This window comes from Leifsonia sp. HAY1-4F, from assembly GCF_056755275.1.
Map to the genome: position 1 here is coordinate 1 of NZ_JBNDHX010000077.1, position 18,513 is coordinate 18,513.

Genomic DNA, 18,513 nt, shown 5'->3' on the forward strand with positions numbered 1-18,513 from the left:
ATCTGAGGGTGTTGCCTGTGCCTGAATGGCACGAATTGTGCCGAAGCAACGGCCACGCGACCGCGCGGTCAGGAAACGTGCCTGCGCGGCCGGAAGGGGCGCACGGGGCGGCCCTGGTCAACGTCCACTCCACCCCGTGCCGGTTCATCGTCGTGGTCTCTGAACACGACCGAGGCTTCGGTCACAGGCAGATACTCGATCGGCTCTGACACGATCCACCGGGTCGCGGCGCCTGTCGGCAGCCGACACATCGAGCCGCGACGGACGAAGACGAGGGAGTCCTCGTCGTCGAACTCGATCATGGCGCGGCCGGTGAGGATCACGAACGGAGCACCGTTCTCAGTCCGATGGCGGACGCCGGCACCGACCTTCTGGGTCGGGTCCTCGCCGCTGTCGAGACCTGGGACGGATTCGAGTGGGGCGGTGAACATATGGTGGGCTCCTTCGTCGCTAGCGGCTGGACTCTTCGGTCGTGGCCCATGACGACCCCTCTTGGGTTGCAAGGGTGAGCTCAACAGCCTCGACCAGCTCGTCAACGGGCAGCTCGATGTCGAGGACGAGGCCGTTCTCGTCCTCCGCCAGCGGTTCGAGGATGGCCAGCTGGCTGCGCAGGAGCGCGACGGGCATGTAATGGCCCGGCCGTGCCGCCATGCGGCTGTGGATGAGCTCGGCCTCGCCGTGCGCATGGACGAAGACCGTCGTGGGCGCCTCCCGACGGATCACATCGCGGTACGTTCGCTTGAGTGCCGAGCAGGCGATCACGAGGCCGCTGGTGCTGTGGTCGCTCAAAGCGCGCCCGATGTCGGCCAGCCATGGCCAGCGGTCGGCATCTTCCAACGGGATCCCCGCCGTCATCGTGGCGATGTTCGCCGCCGAGTGCAGATCGTCGCCATCGACGAAGTGGACACCGAGCCGTTGCGCGAGAGCGGCACCGATCGTGGACTTCCCGCAGCCGGAGACCCCCATGAGCACGATCAATGGCGCTGTCATGAGAACTCCAGGAGAACGGTGCCAGACACGGAGGAGTCCGCGGCGACCGCGGAAACGACGACCGCTGTGGTGGTGTTCGACATCCTGTTCTGCTCCGGAGGGACGACGAAGGTCAGTAGAACTCGACGGTGTCGACACGGTTGCGCAGCGGCCGTCCGTCGAGCAGCCTGCCGGCGTTGTCAGCGAAGAGCTCCGCGATGCGGCGCTCTTCGCCGGCGTCGAGTGCGGCAGTGTGCGGGCTGATCAGCACGTCGGCGCGGGACCACAGCGGGCTCGTGTCCGGCAGCGGTTCCACCTCAAACACATCGAGCGCGGCGAAACCGGCTCGGCCGGCGTCCAGCGCCTCCACCAGCGCGGCTTCGTCGATCACGTTGCCACGGCCGACGTTCACGATCGTCGTGCCGCCGGACAGTGCTGCGAAGAACTCGCCACCGAGAAGATGGTGCGTCGCGTCGGTGCCGGGGAGGGTGCTGACAACCGCGTCCAGCTTCGGCGCCTCCGCCACGATGTCATCGGGATGCACGATTCGGTCCACTCCGTCGATTTCCACGTTTCGGCGGCTGACGCCGAGGACGGTCGCACCCAGGTCCGAGAGCCGGCGAGCCACGACGCCCCCGATTCCGCCGAGGCCCAGCACGAGGATCGTCTGGTCGGCCACCTGTCCCATCGCCCAGCGCCCACTCCACGTCCGGGCACGCTGTTGTGCGATCAGCCGGGGCAGATCCTTGGCACCGGCCAGAATGCCGAAGACTGCGAACTCGGCCAGGGGGCCACCGTGGACGCCGGCGGAGGTTGTGAATGCCACCCGCTCGAGTTCCGCCGGCGACAGGCCTGCGGCCCGCACTTGGCCGCCGCCGCCGGCAGCCATCGTGTGCACCCAGCGCAGCCCGGGGTTCGCTTTGATGGTGCGGGACAGCGCGTCCGGATCGACGTCCGGGATGCCGTAGAGCGCGTCGGCGGTGTCGAGCAAGGCCTCGAATCGGCTCTGCTGCTCCGGGGTGCGCCGGAATCCCGGATCACCGGAGAAGTCCGCGTCCCACCGCTTCGGTGCGACCAGGCTCGCATCGCGCATGAGCTCGACCCGCGGCTCGGCGGTCTCGATCAGCGCGTGGAGCGCTTCGGTCAGGGGCGCCGCAACCGCGACGCGAAGACGTGATGACACAGTCGGTTCCTTCTGATGAAATCATGGCGTGGCGATTCGGGAGGTCACGCGACCGCGGAGACGGTCAGGAGAGCCCCTTCACCGCCTCGGCGATGGCAGCGGCGCCCAGCTCGAGCTGTTCCAGGCTCGTCGCGAACGAAATGCGGAAGAACGGCTCGCTGCCGTAGGCCGAACCCTGGATCACCGCGACGCCTGCAGTGTCGAGGAGGAAGAGCGTCACATCCTGGTCCGTCTTGAGAAGCTGACCCTCTGCTGTGCGCTTCCCGATCAGTCCGGCGCATTCGACGAAGAGATAGAAGGCGCCGTCGGGTGCGACCGGGCGCAGTCCTTCGACCGCCCCGATCAGCTCCACCGCGCGATTGCGACGCTCGGCATAGGCCGCGACGCTCTTCCGCACAAAGGTCTGATCGCCGGTCAGCGCGGCGACGGCCGCCGCCTGGCTGATCGACGAGGGGCAGGACGAGCTCTGCGACTGCAGCTTGTTGATGGCCGCGACCAGGCGGGCGTCTCCGACCGCATAGCCGAGACGCCACCCGGTCATCGCGTACGACTTCGAGACGCCGTTGACCGTGAAGACCCGGTCGCGGATGGTGGGTGCGGCCACCGCGAAACCGATGAATCGGTCGTCGGTGAACAGGATTTCGTCGTAGATCTCATCGGTCAGGACCCAGACGTGCGGAGACTCCTCGAGCACAGCGGCGAGCGCAGCGATTTCTTCGGCACTGTAGACGGCGCCGGTCGGATTGCCGGGGGCGTTGATGACGACCCACCGGGTTCGCGGAGTGATGGAGGCGCGCAAAGACTCCGGAGTCAGCTTGTAGCCCGATTCGGCCGAGGTCTGCACGATGACCGGGGTGCCGTCATTCGCGAGCACCATGTCCGGGTAGGACACCCAGTACGGTGCCGGGATGATGACTTCAGAACCTGGGTCCAGCGTCGCGGCGAACGTCAGGTAGAGGATCTGTTTGCCGCCGCCCCCGACGGTGATCTGGGCGTCCTCGTACCGGATACCCGACGAGCGCAGCATCCGGGTGCGCACGGCGTCGCGGAGTGCGGGCGTCCCGTTGACCGGGGTGTACTTCGTCTCACCCGCGGCGATCGCTGCGATAGCCGCATCCTTGATGTGCTGCGGGGTGTCGAAGTCGGGCTCCCCGACGGTGAAGTCGACGATGCGGCGGCCCTTCGCCTTCAGCTCCCGGACACGGTTGGCTGCCGCGGAGCTCGGCGACTCGCGGATGCGGCGGACGCGATCCGATGCGGCGAACCCCGTCGCCGCGAACACCGTGGGGACCGACTCCGTGGCGCTCATCGTGCGCCCAGCCCCTGCTCGGGGTCGACGGAGTCGAGATCGGTCGTGATGCCCTTGTCGCGCAGCACATCGTGCAGGTTGCAGAGGTCGATCGTCGTCCGGCCCTGCTTGTAGAGCTCGATGAGGCGTGCCTCGTTGGCGTCGCGCGCGGCCGAGAGCGAGATGGCCTCCTCGACCTCGGTTCGCCGCACCACCACCACACCGTCGGCGTCGCCCTTGATGACGTCACCGGGGTAGATCATCTCGTCGCCGAAGACGAGGGGCTGGTTGATGTGGCCGAGCGTCTCCTTCACCGTGCCCTTGATGGAGACGCTGCCGGAGAAGACCGGCAGCCCGAGCTCGCGCAGTTCGTGCGTGTCGCGTACACCGGCGTCTGTGACGAGCGCGGCGATGCCCTTCGCCTTGCAGGCGTTGCCGAGCACGTCACCGAACATCCCGGCCTCGGTGAACTCCCCGGCCGACACGACGAGCACGTCTCCGGGCTTCGCAAAGTGGATCGCGACCTGCAGCATGAGATTGTCGCGTGGCGCGCACACCACGGTGAAGGCCGACCCGACAAACGACCGCTCGCGGTCGATGGGCTTGATCCGCGACGAGAGGGCGCCGCGGCGGCCCTGCGCTTCGTGGATGGTGGCCGCGGTGAATTCGCCCAGCCGCGCGATGGCGTCCGGGTCGGCGCGCTCGATGCGTGTCGTGACGTGCGGGGGTTTCGTGGATACGGCGGCGGGTGCGGTGAGCGTCATGCTTGTCTCCTATCGATGGTCAGGCCGCAGAGGCCCGGGAAGGTCGAGGGGATCCCGTGGGATCCCACAGCTCGAGATGCCGGTCGACGCCGAGGCAGGCGTAGACGGTGTCTACTCGCTGCCGGAGGCGGTCGAGTCGTGCGCGCCACGCGCGCACGTTCTCTTCAGCGCGCTCGACGGTCGTGCGGCGGAAGCGCACCTGCTGGCCCGGACGGACTTGCCCCAGGTCGTCGAGCGCGAGCGGCGTGACGACGGCCAGAACGGGGTAACCGGCGGTGACACCGCGCCCGCGGTGCAGCACGAGGAGTTCGTCGCCGGGCGGAACCTCCACAGCACCGATGGGAACACCGCGAGAGATCATCTCCTCGGCACTGCTGCGGACGGGTAGGTCGCCGGCCATGCGCAGCCCGATGTGGTTGCTCTTGGCCGTGACCGTGTACGTGGCCTCGAAAAGACGCGCGCCGGCGCCGCGGAACTGCCCCGCGTCCGGGCCGTCGGTGACGTCGATGACGGCGTCGTCGCCGAAGTAGGGGATCAGCACGTCGAGGTTGAACAGCGACATGTCGAAGTAGGGGTTCACGATGGGAGCCACCGGGGTGCGCACATCGAGTCGCCACCCTGCGGTGAGGACCACGCCGAATCCCGCGACCGTGTCCGGCGCGCAGCTGCCGAGGAGGAGCGGCACGTCGAACGAACCATGGACGGCGATGTACGTCCGCAGCCCCTCCGTCATCGCGGAGAGCGCGACACGCTGGCCGGCGCCGATCGACACCGGCTCCCACATGCTGCGGGCGACGCCGTCGACATCGACGGTCATCGGCGCGCCGGTGACGCTGACGAGCAGATCGGCCTGAGCGGTGAAGGCGAAGTCGAAGGCGGTGACCTCGATGAGGGGCGCCTGCTCGGGGTTCGCGACGAGGATGTTCGCGATTCGTGCCGAGTACTGGTCGAGCGCTCCGTTGACCGGCAGTCCCTGGGCAGGACCCCGGGTACGTCCGAGGTCCGTCACGACGGCCATCGATGCTGTGTCGACCCTGATTCCGCCGCTCATGCCGCGACCTCTTCGGCTACGAGCGCGCGACCCTCCAGGCGTGTGTACTCCGCCTCGTCGATGCGTGTGAAGCGGATGCGGTCGCCCGGCGCATAGGGCACCAGCGGCTCGCGGGACAGATCGAGCAAGGTCAGCGGTGTGCGCCCGATGACGCACCAGCCGCCCGGAGCGGAGGCCGGGGCGATCGTGGCCTGACGGCCGGCCACGGAGACGACGCCGGCCGGAACGCTTGCCCGCGGGCTGCTGAGCCGCGGCACCGGGACCGGGAAGGCCGGGCCGTCGAGCATGGGCGAGCCGCCCGGCGAGCCGAGACAGCGGACGATGTACTCAGGCTCCTGATGCAGACGGATCACCTCTTCCCCGTCCAAACCGGTCAGCGAGGCGACGTCGTCCAGGTCGGGGCCGCCGTCTCCGCCGTAGAGCACGGGTACGACGAAAGTGCGCGGCTCCGCGGTGAGCGGAGCGTCGGGATCGATAGCGTCGAGCGCATCCTGAATCCGCTCCATCACGGCTCCGATCGTGATCAGCATCGGATCGAACTCGACGAGCACCGCCTCATACGTGGGGATCGAGCCGGTCAAACCGAGCTCTCCGCGCGCCGCCAGGCGGCGGGCGATCTGATGCACGACGCGCCAGTCCTGCTCGCGATCGCCCGAGACGCCGCCAACGCGGACAGCAGCCGGGCCGCAGGCTTCGATGAGCACGTCGGAGCGGTCGACTCCGATCATCGCCGCGCCTCCGCGTCGAGAGCGGTGGGCGCCGCGATGACCACGCCCGCGGATTCGAGCTCGGCGCGGATGCGACGGGCGAGCTCGACCGCGGCCGGGGTGTCGCCGTGGAGAAGGACAGTGTCCACAGCAACCGGAATGGCGACCCCGTTACGGCTGTCGATCACTCCCTCCGTCACCATGCGAACCGTGCGCTCGGCGATCTCCCCTTCGTCGTGGATCATCGCGCCTGGCTGCGATCGTGGGACGAGCGTTCCGTCGTCCTCGTACGCGCGGTCGGCGATCCCAACGATGCCGACGACCACCCCTGCGGTACGGGCGGCATCGGCCAGCTCACCATCCTGAGCGAGGATGCGCAGGCCCGGGTCGATGTGGGACACAGCGTCGACCACCGCCCTGGCGTAATCCGGGCGAGTCGCGACAAGGTTGCCGAGCCGCCCGTGCGGGGCGACGTGTGCGACGCGAGCGCCGTGGTAAGCGGCGAACGCGGAGAGCGCGCCGAGCTGGTAGACGACGTCCGTCCGGACCTCGGTCTCCGTGAGGTCCATCGCGCGACGGCCGAAGCCCACGAGGTCGGCGAAGCCTGGGTGGGCGCCGATACCGACGCCGCGGCGCACGCACTCGGCCACCGTGCGATCCATGATCCGCGGATCGCCGGCGTGGAAGCCGCAGGCGATGTTGGCCGAGGTCACGATCTCGAGGAGAGCCGCATCGTCGCCCATCGCCCAATCGCCGTATCCCTCGCCGAGGTCGGCGACCAAATCGACTTTCCTGGACATTTCGGCTCCTTGTGCTCGCGTCGTCACCAGCATGCGTAGAGACTACGTTTCCACCGCGCGACGTCGCACTAGGTGTGCCAAGCTTGTGCTGGACTACGGGTGCGAATCGTCGTGACAACGCGGATCTTCGGATTGCAGACGTGGCACTAGTGGCAAAATCCTTGCCATATTCCATGCACGAAGGAGACTCTGGTGGCGCTTCCCGAACGGCGAATCCACCGAAGGGTGACGTTGACCGAGATCGCAACGGCGGTCGGAGTGGCACCCTCGACCGTCTCGCGCGCGATGTCGAACCCGAACCGGGTGAGCCCGGAAATGTACGAGCGAATAGTGCGAAAGGCCCGCGAACTGGGCTACGAGTCCGCAACGCTGCCGTCGAGCCGTCAGCGCATCGCCCGCGGCACGATCGCGCTGATGCTCCCCAATCTGACGAATCCGTTCAACCTCGACCTCATCCGCGGCAGTCAGATACAAGCGCAGGCGGCCGGCTTCATGCAGCTGCTCGTCACCAGCGATGAATCGGAGCAAGTCGAGGCGGAGTGGCTCGTGGAGCTCGCCGAAAGTGTCGACGGGATCGTTCTCGCGTCCCCCCGTAGCCCGGACCCCATCCTCAATCAGGTCGCCGAACGCGTCCCGCTTGTCGTGCTCAACCGTGAAGTCCCCTGGATCTCGGGTGTCGTGATCGACACCCCCGCCGGTCTCGCCCAGGGCCTCGACTACCTGGTCTCCTTGGGCCACACGAGGATCGCGTACGTTCGCGGCCCCGCAACCTCCTGGTCGGACCAGGCCCGCTATCGGGCCTTGCGGACGGCGGCGAGTCAAGACGATGTCGAGTTGATCCCGGTGGGCAACTTTCGTCCCACTCTTGCCGCCGGTGCCGCAGCGGCAGATGCCGTCGAGCTCTCCCGAGCGACGGCAGCGATCTTCTTCAACGACACGCTCGCGATCGGCGCTCTCGGCCGCTTCGAGCACCGCGGCATCCGCGTTCCCGACGACATGAGCGTCATCGGCTGCGACGACATCTTCGGGGCGTCGTTCACCAATCCGCCGCTCACCACGGTGACCGCCGGCGGCGAGCAGGCGGGCCGTGCGATCACCGATATGCTGCTCGGAAGCTTCACGACGAAGGACCGGTCGCACCGGCTGGACCGGATCCCGACTCATCTCACCGTCCGGGAGTCGACAGGCTCGCCGAAGAAGTGATTCTCGGTCGTTCCCGACGCATGGGCTCCTCCACCTGCGCCGTGCGGGGTGCTTTGCGGTGGTCAATGTCGCACACCGATGGCACAAATATTGCCATCCGGGAATTCTCCAACTGCGACAGCCGCCTCCGCGTCTTGTTTTATTCCCGCCGCTTTTTCCGTACTTGATCAGGACTTTTTTTCTGGCTTCGCGTGCCTCCTCCATAGTCCCCCGTGTCGAACCTGCGCACAACGTTGGCACGCACTGTGAATTCTTGAGGCAGAGCTGGCGCCGGAAAGCTACCGTGATCGCAACAAGTCGCGTCAAGCGACTGGGCGGTATATAACCCCGGCCGCCACCCCCACAACACAGCGCGCGACGTAGGGCCTGTATCGAAGCTCTTCCGCGCCCCGAAGAAGGAGCTCAGATGTTCAGTCGTTATGGGAAGCGAGTGCTCGCCGCGGCGACCGTCGCTGTTGGGCTTGCTGCGCTCAGCGGATGCGCGAGCGGCAGTTCGTCCGGTTCGACCCCTTCGGCCGCCGGAGCGCAGCCGAGCGGGAACCTCAGCATCATCGGCTACGCGGACATCTGGCAGAACCAGTACTGGAACGCCGTGATCAAGCCGTTCGAGGCGAAGTACCCGAAGATCAAGGTCCAGTACCAATCCAAGCGCTCGTCGGGCGACATGCTCGCCGCGATCCAGTCGGAGGCCGGCACTCCGTCGACCGATGTGGCGATCATGGACAGCACGGTTGCCGAGACCGGTAACAAGCAGGGCATCTTCGCGAAGATCTCGGCGACGGATGTTCCCAACATCAAGCACGTCAAGAAGGACATCCTCGACACCCAGGGCTTCGGTCCCGTCCTTCAGGAGGACGCTGTGGGTCTCCTCTACGACACCAAGACGTTCCCGAAGGCGCCCACGTCGTGGAACGTGCTCTGGGACTCCAAGTACAAGCAGAAGATCGGGATCACCGCTCCCCCCTCTGCCCTGAGCATCGACCTGACGATGATCGCAGCGAAAATGCAAGGCGAGGACTTCACGAAGAGCATCGATAAGGCGGTCGCCCGCCTCAAGCAGCTGGCCCCGAATGTCCAGACGTGGGCTCCGTTGCCGGACGAGTACCAGAGCGTCATCACGGGTCAGACCGTGCTCGACCTCGGACAGAACGCCCGCGGCCAGTACTACAGCGATCAGAGTGGCGGAAAGCTGGGGATCGCCTTCCCGAAGGAGGGCACGATGTACCAGATCAACACGATCAACCTGCTCAAGAACGCGCCCAACGCGGCGGCGGCGAAGCTGTTCATGAACTATGCCCTCGGTGCTGAAGCTCAGACCGCATTCGCCAAGGCGCTCTACTACGCACCGTCCGTCGACAATGTGACACTGCCCGCGGACGTCGCCGACCGGATCGTGAAGACCGACGGGTCGGTCAAGATCATCTCCTACGACCCGGACTGGCTCGCCACGGTCCGCTCCCAGTGGACGGACATCTGGAAGCGCGAGATCATCGGCGGCTGACCGGCCTCCACATCGATCAATCCGAACCTGAGGACCATCATGCAGACGAACCAGACGATCGCCGCGAGTGAGCGCTCTGCACCCACCCGGCCGCGAGGCACCGGAGACTCCGGCGCACGCAGGGAGCAGGCGAAGCTGTCGCTCGTCGACCTGACGAAGCAGTACAGCGCGGGCACCGATCCAGCCGTCGACAAGCTCAACATGGAAATCGAGTCGGGCCACCTGGTGGCTCTGCTCGGTCCGTCCGGATGCGGCAAGACGACCACGCTGCGCATGGTCGCCGGCTTGATGGATCCCACCTCCGGCTCGATCCTGATCGACGGCGCCGACATCACCTCCACTCCCGTGCACAAGCGCGGGATGGGGATGGTGTTCCAGTCCTATGCTCTCTTCCCGCACATGAACGTGCTGGACAATGTGTCGTTCGGTCTGAAGATGCGCAAGGTCGATCGCGAGCAGCAACGGAAGCGTGCCCTCGAAGCGCTCGCCATGGTCAAGCTGGAGCACCTGGCGAAGCGCCGGGTCAAGGAACTGTCCGGAGGACAGCAGCAGCGCATCGCACTCGCCAGGGCGCTCGTCGTGGAGCCGACACTCCTGCTCCTCGACGAGCCCCTGTCGAATCTCGACGCGAAGCTGCGCGAATCCATGCGCACCGAGATCCGCATGCTCCAGCAGCGTTCCCGGGCGACGACGCTCTTCGTCACGCACGACCAGGACGAAGCACTCGACATGGCCGATCGGATCGCCGTGATGAACGGAGGCCTGATCGAGCAGTTCGGCGCCCCCCGCGACATCTACCGGCGGCCGAGAACCCGGTTCGTCGCCGACTTCATCGGCCGGGCCAATCTGCTGGACGTCGCAGTGGAGGCCGAACTCGCTCCGGCGGACCAGGGTGAGAAGCTCTACCGGATCGCGGCGCCGTCTTTCGGATCAGGCGGCGCCGTGGGCCGGCCAGGGCTGGAGGGTACGGGCACGACCCTTGTGCTGCGGCCCCACAACCTCCGGGTGCGCCGTGCGGACGACGCAGAGGGGGCGAACTCCCTCAGGGGCACGGTCGTCTCCATGACCTACACCGGAGACGCGGTCGGCTATCGGGTGACGACGACTCAGGGCGACTTCGTCGCCGAGGTGACATCGTCCTCGTCCGACCTCCCCTCTGCGGGCGACCACGTGCAGCTGAGCTGGGACCCCGCAGATGCCTATCTCCTCCCGCACGAGGAGGCGACCGGGCGATGACCACGACCGCCATCAGCACTCTGAATCTCGGTCGCGCCGGCGACCGCGGCCGCCTCGAGCGGTCGCGAACGCGGCAGAACCGGCTGATCGCCTGGGCCCTCGCCCTTCCCGCACTCCTCGCGCTGATCGTCAGCTACGCGTACCCGCTGGTGTGGATGATCAGGATGTCGTTCAACATCGGGCACGGCGACGGTCTCTATGACACGACGTTCTCGCTCGACTCGTACATCAAGCCACTGGCCGACCCGTACTACTGGGGCGTCATCGGCAACACGCTGCTTCTCGGGATCCTGTCGGCCGTTCTCTGCATGCTCGTGTCCTACCCGATCGCGTTGTTCCTGACGAAGTCGTCATCGAAGTGGAAGAGCGTGCTCGTCGCGCTCGCGATCGCACCCCTGCTCACCTCGGCGGTCGTGCGAACCTTCGGGTGGATGGTCATCCTCGGCCCTCAGGGGCTGGTGAACTCCACCCTGAAGAACCTCGGCATCATCAGCGCACCCCTCCCGCTCGCCAACAGCTTCCTCGGCGTCGTCATCGGCCTCGTCGAGATCTTCATGCCGTACGCCATCCTCGGAATGATGTCCGGTTTCGGGAGGCTGAACCCTCAACTCGAGGAGGCCGCGTCCTCGCTCGGCGCGAACCGGGCATCCGTTTTCTTGCGCGTGACCCTTCCGCTGAGCTTGCCCGGACTCCTGACCGCCTTCCTCCTCGTCTTCGTCCTCAGCATCAGCACGTTCGTCACTCCTCAGCTGCTCGGCGGTGGGCGTGTCCACGTCATGGCGACCGAAATCTACGACCAGACAACGGGACTGCTCAATTGGCCGTTCGCTGCATCGCTCTCGGTGATCCTCCTGATCCTCTTCGGAACGGTCGTCGCGCTGTACCAGCGCCTCGCCCGCAGACTCGGAGCCTGAAATGACCCAGCTCACACCTTCGCGTCAACGGATCGACGGCGGAGCCATCGCCTTCAGAATCCTCGTCGGCGCGCTCTATCTCTTCCTGCTCGCACCGCTGCTGATCGTGGTGGTGATCTCGTTCAGCTCCAACACCTATCTCTCTTTTCCGCCAGAGGGATTCACCTGGAACTGGTACGCCATCCTGCCGCAGAAGACCGTATTCGTCAGCGGGCTGCAGACGTCGTTGATCACCGCGTCGATCGTGACAGTCGTCGTGCTCCTGGTGGGAGTGCCCGCCTCATTGGCCATCCAGCGCTACGACTTCCCCGGCCGCGGCGCCATCTCGGCATTCTTCCTCAGCCCGCTCCTCGTGCCTACGATCGTGCTCGCCCTCGGCCTCGTCCTGGTACTCGGGCCGCTCGGCCTGATGAACACCTACGCCGCGATCGTCATCGGCCACATCAGCATCACCCTGCCGTATGTTATGCGCACGACGATGATGAGCCTGGCGACATCCGACACCTCGAGCGAGGAGGCGGCGCGAGTGCTGGGCGCGAGCGGGTCCACGGTCTTTCGGCATGTGACCTTCCCGATCATTCTTCCGGGGGTCATCGCCGGCGCTGTGATGGCCTTCGTCGTCTCCTTCGATGAACTCGTGATCGCGCTCTTCGTCGCGCAGTCGGGCAAGCCGACCCTGCCAGTGCAGCTCATGAACTATGTGGCGACGTCTGCGGACGCGGCCGTGGCCTCGCTGTCCGTCGTCTTGATCGTCTTCTCGGCCATCATCGTCGTCGTCGTCGAGAGACTGGTCGGCCTGAGACGCGCACTCCGCTGAGGGCGGTTCACAGTCAGCGCGGACCGCGGCAGACAGAAGAGCCCACCCCGTCCGGGCCGGGGTGGGCTCTTGCGCGGTTCTGCGATCAGTTCAGGTCGAGCACCGTCACGGAGTTCGCGGGAACGACGCGCTCGTACGCCGGTGTGACACCGCTGATCGACGTCGTGACGGGGGCCACGTTGTTCGGATCGTTGATGGTGTTGGTGTCCGTCCCGCTCGCGGAAGTCAGCACGACGGCCGTTCCGGTGGGTTTGAGCGAGTCCACACCCGTGATGTTCAGCTGCACCTTCTGGGATTTGGAGCTGGGATTGACGATCACCACATAGATCTTTCCGGTGACACTGTCCTTGGTCGCGGTGACGTTCATGCCGCCGATGCCGCTGTAGGAGGCATTGAGCACCTGGTCGCCGTGGTTCTTGGCCAGCATCGACTGCGCCCAGTAGCTGGGTGACACGTAACTCGTCAGGGCGTTGAAGCCGATCAGGTTCGTCTTCCACCGGTCATCATTGACGTCGACCAGCATCGGCGCATACGACTCCCCCATCACCAGATCGGAGTTCCGCATCAGGCCGGTCAGCCAGGAGGCGTCTCCGACCGCGGCCGCCAGGTCCGGCGTCGGCGCACCTTCCTGCGACGCCCATTCGCCGACCAGGACCTTCGGGCCTGTCCGCGAGGTGTGGTCGTACAGATTGGCGTTCGAGTTCATCCACGACGGCGAGTTGTAGTAGTGGTCGTCGATGATGTCCGGGGTGCGCGAGGTCACGGCGGCCGTCGCAACGAGGCTCAGGTTCGGGTACTCCTTCTTGATCGCGTCCGCGAACATCGGGAACCGGTAGGAGTTGTAGCTGCCGCTCCTGTCGAAGAAGTCTTCGTTGCCGATCTCGACCGTCGAGATGCTGAAGGGAGCAGGGTGCCCGTCCTCAGCACGGATCTTGCCCCAGGTGCTGGTCGCAGGTCCTGTCGCGAACTGGATCTCGTCGAGTGCGTCCTGCACGTACGGCTGCAGCTGATCCTGTGGAACCACCGAACCGTTCAACGAGTAGCCCGCGTACACGGCGAGCAGCGGCCGGGCACCCAGTTCCTCGCACCATTCCAGGTACTCGAGGAGGCCCATCCCGTCGGTGGAGTAGTACCCCCACGCGTCGTCCTGGTGGCCTGGACGCGTCCAGGTCGGTCCGATCGTGTTCTTCCAGTTGAAGCGGGTGTCGATCGTGTTGCCTTCCAGGTAGTTGCCGCCGGGCTCGCGGATGAACGCCGGCTTCAGCCCAGCGAGCTTGGTCATCAGATCCGGGCGGAGGCCGTTGGCGAGGTTGTCATACGTCGGCGGGAACAGCGACACATTGTCGAGCCACAGACTCTGACCCGCGTTTCCGCTTGCGGTGATGACGAAACGCGCATCCGCGGTGGTCGGCGCCTTCGAGCCTGTCTTCAACTTCGCGGAGAACTGCTTCCACGCGCCGGTGACGCCGTTCACCTGTGCCGTCGCGTACACCGTGGAGCCGTCGGAACTCACCACAGACACCGTGAGCGGTCCGCGGAAGCCCTTCGTCCCCATGGCGAAGAACTGCGCGGAGTACGTCTGATCGGGCGTGACCGGGATGCCCCAGTATCCGTTGTTCGACACTCCGGAGGCTCGGTGCGCGTCCGCACCACCCAGGTCGACCCGGAGCGACTGGGTCAGGGCCTTGTTGAGCGGGTTCGACTTGTCCAGCGAGAGGGCGGCGCCGTTCACGCTGTTCCACTCGACGGGCGCGGTCGTGCTGGCCATCATCGACCGGTTGTTGATCAGTTCCGCGTACAGTCCACCCGTCATCGAGTGGTTGATGTCCTCCGTCATCAGGCCGAAGAAGCTGCTCGGAAGCGCATGTGCGGCGTTGGCGGCGTCGACGGTGAGCTGTCCTCCGGAGTTGCCTTCGATGCCCGACACATCGTTCGCGGTCGCTGCATAGTCGAGCACCTGGACGTCATCGACATCGCCGGAGAGGAAGTCGGTGGGGCCGTTGTACGCCCCGCGTCCCGTGGCGAACGAACCGGTGGCCTGCCACGGGGTCGTGAACGCGACGGTGGATTGCAGTGTCCCGTTCACGTAGAGCGCCAAGGTCTTCGCGCCGGCGTCGTAGACCCCGACCAGGTGATACCAGGTGCCTGCCGTGGGCGGCGCACTGGCGGACGCATAGGTGGCGGCCGCGCTCGTCGAGTCGCTGGCGAGCCGGGTGAAGGCGAACTTCCCGGTGTCACCCCGCAACTGGAGATAGAAGCCGCTGACGTTCGCGCCGTCGACCGAGGCGATGTCCTGGAAGCCGGTGGTCGACGCGAGCTTGACCCAGGCGGCGACCGAGAACGAGTAGCGCGTGTCCACGACAGGCTTGCCGACGGAGGCGTACCCGGTGCTCGATCCGTCGAAGCTCACCGAGTGGGCACCGACACGACCGTCCGCCCAGCCGGCACCGGCGGCGAGCGTCTGCTCGTTGCCATTCCCCGTCGAATCGGCCGCTGTCGTCCCGGTGCCCTCGTCATACGTCCAGTGCGCGGACGCGTCGATGTTGGCGACCTGATCCGCTGTCAGCGCTGACGCGAAGTACTGCACATCGTCCACGGCACCGTGGACGTAGTCTGTCGGGCCGTTGTAGTCGCCGCGGCCGATGGAGGTCGCGCCTGTCGCCTGCCACGGCGACGAGAACGACGCGCCGGAGCCTGCCTGGCCGTCGACGTAGATCTGGAGCGACGACGAGGCCGTGTCATCCACGCCCACTACGTGGTACCAGGTGTTCGCCACGGGGGCCACGTCGGAATCCGCTCGCACCTCGGCCGCGGAGTCACTGTCCGCTGCGCGCCGGGTCATCGCGAACTTCCCGGTCTGTCCAGAGAGCTGAAGGAAGAACCCGCCGATGTTCGCCCCGTCGATTCCGCTGATCGTCTGGTAGCCGCCGACGGATGAGAAGTTCACCCAGGCCGACACCGTGAAGCTCTTCGAGGTGTCGACCGCGGGAGCCGGAGCGACGACGGCGCCGTTGGGGCTGCCGTCGAGGGACACCGCGTGCGATCCGACGGCACCGGCGATCCATGACGCACCGGAACCGAGCGTCGCACTGTCGGTGCCTGCAGAATCGGCTGCGGAGGTGCCGGTTCCTTCGTCGAAGGACCACGCGCTGGCCGGCTTCGGCACCGACGTCGTCGTCGTGACGGAGGCCGCGGGGACCGCCGTCACGGCCGAGGTCCTGAGCAGATCGGGCGGAGGCGGGCTCGCAACGGCTGCGCCGGCGAGCGCGAGCACGGCGACCGCGGCGGAAGCGGCGACGATGCCGCTTCCCACGCGCCGTCGCCTCGAGGAGTCATCAGAGTGCATGATGGTGCGCCTTTCGTGGGGGAGATGGATGTTCAGCTCCGGGCAGTGGCGGAAGTACCGCGCCCGAACGCGGTAGAGCCGCATCGCGACCACCCTGGTTGACGTCGATCGATCCAGAGGCCCACCGCCGGCCTGCTGGCCCCCGCGGTGCCGGTTGCCCTCCGGCTGCGGCCGGACAGCGCGAGCGCCGCCGCTGCCACAGCAGGGACGAGTGCGGGAATCGTGATCTTCATCGTTCAGGTTCCATTGCAACGGGGGTCGAAATGCCACTGTGATCGCTCACGATTGTGAGCGATCACATTGTGTTCGAATTAGAGCAGACCCAACGGCGAGCAGTCAAGAGCCGAGACACAACGACACGAAGCGGTGGTCTATCGGGGCAAGGCACCTGCACTGTGATCGCTCACACCATCGAAAACGTCTTCCGCGTCTTCGAACGCGCCTTCTGTCAGCCCAGCGCGGCAAGTTGCTGCTGAATGATGTTCTTGGTTTGGTCTGGCTCAGGCGTTGCTGCCGTGAAATAACGCACGTACACGAGGATGTTGCCGTGTGGGGCAGTCATCCGAACTTGGGCGTTGCCGAGCGAATCCAGCTTGTCGATGACCAGGCTTGTGCCGTTCACGTCTGGAGCCGACTGGGCGCGCCCGCCGTCCTTGCCGTCCTGCCAGGCCCGAATGAGGTCTCGATACATGCTGTCGGCGCCCTGCGGGGTCCGGAACTCGATCAAGACGATCTCGGTCTGCGACTGGTCGGCGTTGATCCAGCCGTGCCGGGCAGCGGAGACGAAGCCCCGCTGCTGGGCCAGCTTCGTCTCCTGCCCGCGCGAGTCCGGGGCGTAGAACTGGCCGACGAAGGTGGGCAGATCCAGAACGCCGGTTGGCGAACCCACCCACGGCTTCGCGTCCGACGGCGGCGGCAGGATCTTGCCCAGCTGCTCATCAGCCTGAGCTGAACTCCTCGCCGACACGGATGCGAGAGAGCCGTCGACGGTGGTGACAATGGTTGCTACCACTACGAGCAGGACGACACTCAGCACGAAGGATGCGCAGCCGACACAGAGGCCGATGATCCCGAAGGTGCGAACGCGCCGGACCTGAAACTGGGCATTCGCGAAGTCACCGATGCGCAGGGCGGGGTCGATCTTGCTCCAAGCGGAGAGGAGCGAGTACAACGCAAGAGGCCAGAAGAGCAACCAGTTCACCACGAACCAGCCGGTTGGTTTCCGCACTGCTATCGGCGCGTAGGCGTAAAAGCCGGGCGGGTATGGCCCGGGCGCGTATATCCCCTGATCTCCAGGCGGGGCGGGACGGCTCGGTCCATCGAATTGTGTCATTCAATCCCCCTCTGACTTTCGGCATCGCCCGACTCGAGGTGCGGGCGCCGGCGCGATTCGTGCGGCTGACCTAGCCATACTGGTCTACCGCAAGCACGATCGTGTAGCGCTTCCAGTGGGATGTGAACCCTGGGCCATAGCCCAGGAGCGGCTCAGCCGTCCTTCGTCGTCGCGAGGGGCAGCGCCGTCAAGTACATCTCGAGCTGCACGCTGAAAACCTCTTCGTAGTTGATGAAGGCCAGGTCCGCCTTGGCCGCCTCGGCGTACGGATAGAGGGACGGATCCGTCGGCGCGTAGACCTGGATCCATCCGTCGGCCACCTCGCGCGGGCCGGCGCTCGCCAACCGGGCGCCATAGGAGGCCGCGGCACCGAGCACCATCGTGGCGTACGCCTGGTAGTGGATGACGGCGATGCGGCCGCGGAGGCCCGCGACCGCCAGCGCGCGCAGTATCCACTCGACGGCGCGGAGCTCGTTCGTGCCGTTCGCCACCAGGGTGAAGCTGAGGGCCGCCGCCGCCGGATGCGCGGCGGCGGTCCGCCAGGCGCGCCAGGCCAGATCGGTGAGGTCGGCGCGCCAGTCGTCGGTCGGTTCATAGCCCTCCAGCGAGATGCCGTCGAGATGATCGCCCAGCGCCTCCAGGAGCTCGTTGCGGCTGGTGAAGTGGCGGTACACCGCAGTGGGGGACGAGCGCAGCTCCTCCCCCAGACGCGAGAACGTCAGGGCCGATTCGCCCTCGCCGTCCATCAGGCGGAGGGCCGCGGCGACGATCTCGTCGCGGCTGAGCGATCCGCGCTTGCGCCGGACGTGTGCGACCTGGGTCATCGTCGGGGTCCCACTCGCTGATCTCCCATGATCCGCTCCTCGCTGTGCGATGCATTGTCTCAAACCTGTATAGCATCCCCGGAACCATCTAGTGAATGCTATTGACTATCTCATCCACTATCGACATACTGAGGCAACCGCGCGACGGAGCGCGGTCACAGATCACTCGGAGGCACCGATGGACGCCGCACCGGTACTGCGCTACAGCTTCCGGGTCACCGCTCTCGTCGGTCCGGGCGCCCCGCTCGAGCATCGAGGCGACGAGACCCTCGAATTCATCCCGATCACCGGTGGACCCGCGACCGGCGGCATCGAGGGCGAGGTCGTACCCGGCGGCGACTACTTCCTCACCACGCCGCGCTTCCGGACCGTCTCCCCCGGGCTGACGTGGCTCACGCGCTCGGTCTTCGTCGGGCGCGCCCAGGCCAACCCCCACGCCACCACCATCCGCGTCTACGAAGTCCTCAGCTAGCACTGCACCACCCGATTCGAGAGGCACACAATGAAGAAGAGACACGGCCTAGCGGCCGCGGCAGTCGGCATCACCATCGCCCTGGCGGCGGCCGGCTGCACCACG

17 protein-coding genes are annotated in these 18,513 nt (G+C 66.4%); 6 read left to right on the top strand and 11 right to left on the bottom strand.

Translation table 11 applies throughout. The features are described from left to right. Window positions 1–68: 68 nt before the first annotated feature. The 8 genes from ACPYOG_RS13970 to ACPYOG_RS14005 form a co-directional block, all read right to left on the bottom strand. Window positions 69–431: a hypothetical protein gene (locus ACPYOG_RS13970; RefSeq protein WP_481294798.1), complete on the bottom strand. Its 363-nt coding sequence runs from the start codon at window positions 429–431 to the stop codon at window positions 69–71. A gap of 19 nt (window positions 432–450) precedes the next feature. Beyond that, a complete protein-coding gene (locus tag ACPYOG_RS13975) occupies window positions 451–990 on the bottom strand; it encodes a gluconokinase (protein WP_481294799.1) in 540 nt (179 codons plus the stop codon). Between the two features lie 112 nt (window positions 991–1,102). Then, a complete protein-coding gene (locus ACPYOG_RS13980) occupies window positions 1,103–2,152 on the bottom strand; it encodes a D-2-hydroxyacid dehydrogenase (RefSeq protein WP_481294800.1) in 1,050 nt (349 codons plus the stop codon). A 64-nt stretch (window positions 2,153–2,216) separates the two neighbouring features. Further along, window positions 2,217–3,461 (bottom strand): aspartate transaminase, encoded by a 1,245-nt coding sequence (locus ACPYOG_RS13985; RefSeq protein WP_481294801.1) that lies wholly within the window; start codon window positions 3,459–3,461, stop codon window positions 2,217–2,219. Next, window positions 3,458–4,204: a 4-carboxy-4-hydroxy-2-oxoadipate aldolase/oxaloacetate decarboxylase gene (locus ACPYOG_RS13990; RefSeq protein WP_481294802.1), complete on the bottom strand. Its 747-nt coding sequence runs from the start codon at window positions 4,202–4,204 to the stop codon at window positions 3,458–3,460. Before ACPYOG_RS13990 ends, ACPYOG_RS13985 begins: the two co-directional genes overlap by 4 nt. Before the next feature lie 19 nt (window positions 4,205–4,223). Continuing rightward, window positions 4,224–5,222, bottom strand: a complete 999-nt coding sequence (locus tag ACPYOG_RS13995; protein ID WP_481294803.1) for a 5-oxoprolinase subunit C family protein — start codon at window positions 5,220–5,222, stop codon at window positions 4,224–4,226. 29 nt (window positions 5,223–5,251) lie between these two features. Further along, window positions 5,252–5,983 carry a 5-oxoprolinase subunit B family protein gene (locus ACPYOG_RS14000; protein ID WP_481294804.1) on the bottom strand — a complete coding sequence of 244 codons (732 nt, stop codon included), beginning with the start codon at window positions 5,981–5,983 and terminating at the stop codon, window positions 5,252–5,254. After that, window positions 5,980–6,762, bottom strand: a complete 783-nt coding sequence (locus tag ACPYOG_RS14005) for a LamB/YcsF family protein (RefSeq protein WP_481294805.1) — start codon at window positions 6,760–6,762, stop codon at window positions 5,980–5,982. The genes ACPYOG_RS14000 and ACPYOG_RS14005 overlap by 4 nt, the downstream gene beginning before the upstream one ends. A gap of 225 nt (window positions 6,763–6,987) precedes the next feature. Here ACPYOG_RS14005 and ACPYOG_RS14010 point away from each other — a divergent pair, with 225 nt between their 5' ends. From ACPYOG_RS14010 to ACPYOG_RS14030, 5 genes are all read left to right on the top strand, one after another. Next, window positions 6,988–7,965, top strand: coding sequence for a LacI family DNA-binding transcriptional regulator (locus ACPYOG_RS14010; protein ID WP_481294806.1), 978 nt, complete (start codon window positions 6,988–6,990; stop codon window positions 7,963–7,965). 406 nt (window positions 7,966–8,371) lie between these two features. Further along, window positions 8,372–9,466, top strand: a complete 1,095-nt coding sequence (locus tag ACPYOG_RS14015) for an extracellular solute-binding protein (RefSeq protein WP_090035691.1) — start codon at window positions 8,372–8,374, stop codon at window positions 9,464–9,466. Window positions 9,467–9,505: 39 nt separating this feature from the next. Continuing rightward, the gene (locus ACPYOG_RS14020) at window positions 9,506–10,702 is read left to right on the top strand and encodes an ABC transporter ATP-binding protein (RefSeq protein ID WP_481294807.1); all 1,197 of its coding nucleotides are present in this window, start codon (window positions 9,506–9,508) and stop codon (window positions 10,700–10,702) included. Then, on the top strand, window positions 10,699–11,616 hold the full coding sequence (locus tag ACPYOG_RS14025; RefSeq protein ID WP_481294808.1) for an ABC transporter permease: 918 nt from the start codon (window positions 10,699–10,701) through the stop codon (window positions 11,614–11,616). The genes ACPYOG_RS14020 and ACPYOG_RS14025 overlap by 4 nt, the downstream gene beginning before the upstream one ends. Window position 11,617: 1 nt before the next feature. Further along, window positions 11,618–12,433 carry an ABC transporter permease gene (locus ACPYOG_RS14030; RefSeq protein ID WP_481294809.1) on the top strand — a complete coding sequence of 272 codons (816 nt, stop codon included), beginning with the start codon at window positions 11,618–11,620 and terminating at the stop codon, window positions 12,431–12,433. Window positions 12,434–12,518: 85 nt separating this feature from the next. Here the strand turns inward: ACPYOG_RS14030 and ACPYOG_RS14035 are convergent, their stop codons facing one another. The 3 genes from ACPYOG_RS14035 to ACPYOG_RS14045 form a co-directional block, all read right to left on the bottom strand. After that, entirely contained in the window at window positions 12,519–15,779 is a 3,261-nt protein-coding gene (locus tag ACPYOG_RS14035; RefSeq protein WP_481294810.1) for a LamG-like jellyroll fold domain-containing protein, read from the bottom strand. Window positions 15,780–16,227: 448 nt separating this feature from the next. After that, complete coding sequence (locus tag ACPYOG_RS14040; protein ID WP_481294811.1) at window positions 16,228–16,950, bottom strand: DUF7373 family lipoprotein; 723 nt, start codon at window positions 16,948–16,950, stop codon at window positions 16,228–16,230. 314 nt (window positions 16,951–17,264) lie between these two features. Next, window positions 17,265–17,936, bottom strand: coding sequence for a TetR/AcrR family transcriptional regulator (locus tag ACPYOG_RS14045; RefSeq protein ID WP_481294812.1), 672 nt, complete (start codon window positions 17,934–17,936; stop codon window positions 17,265–17,267). A 178-nt stretch (window positions 17,937–18,114) separates the two neighbouring features. On the opposite strand from ACPYOG_RS14045, the gene ACPYOG_RS14050 reads away from it, so the two are divergent. Next, window positions 18,115–18,408 carry a DUF3237 family protein gene (locus ACPYOG_RS14050; RefSeq protein ID WP_481294813.1) on the top strand — a complete coding sequence of 98 codons (294 nt, stop codon included), beginning with the start codon at window positions 18,115–18,117 and terminating at the stop codon, window positions 18,406–18,408. Window positions 18,409–18,513: the final 105 nt, after the last annotated feature.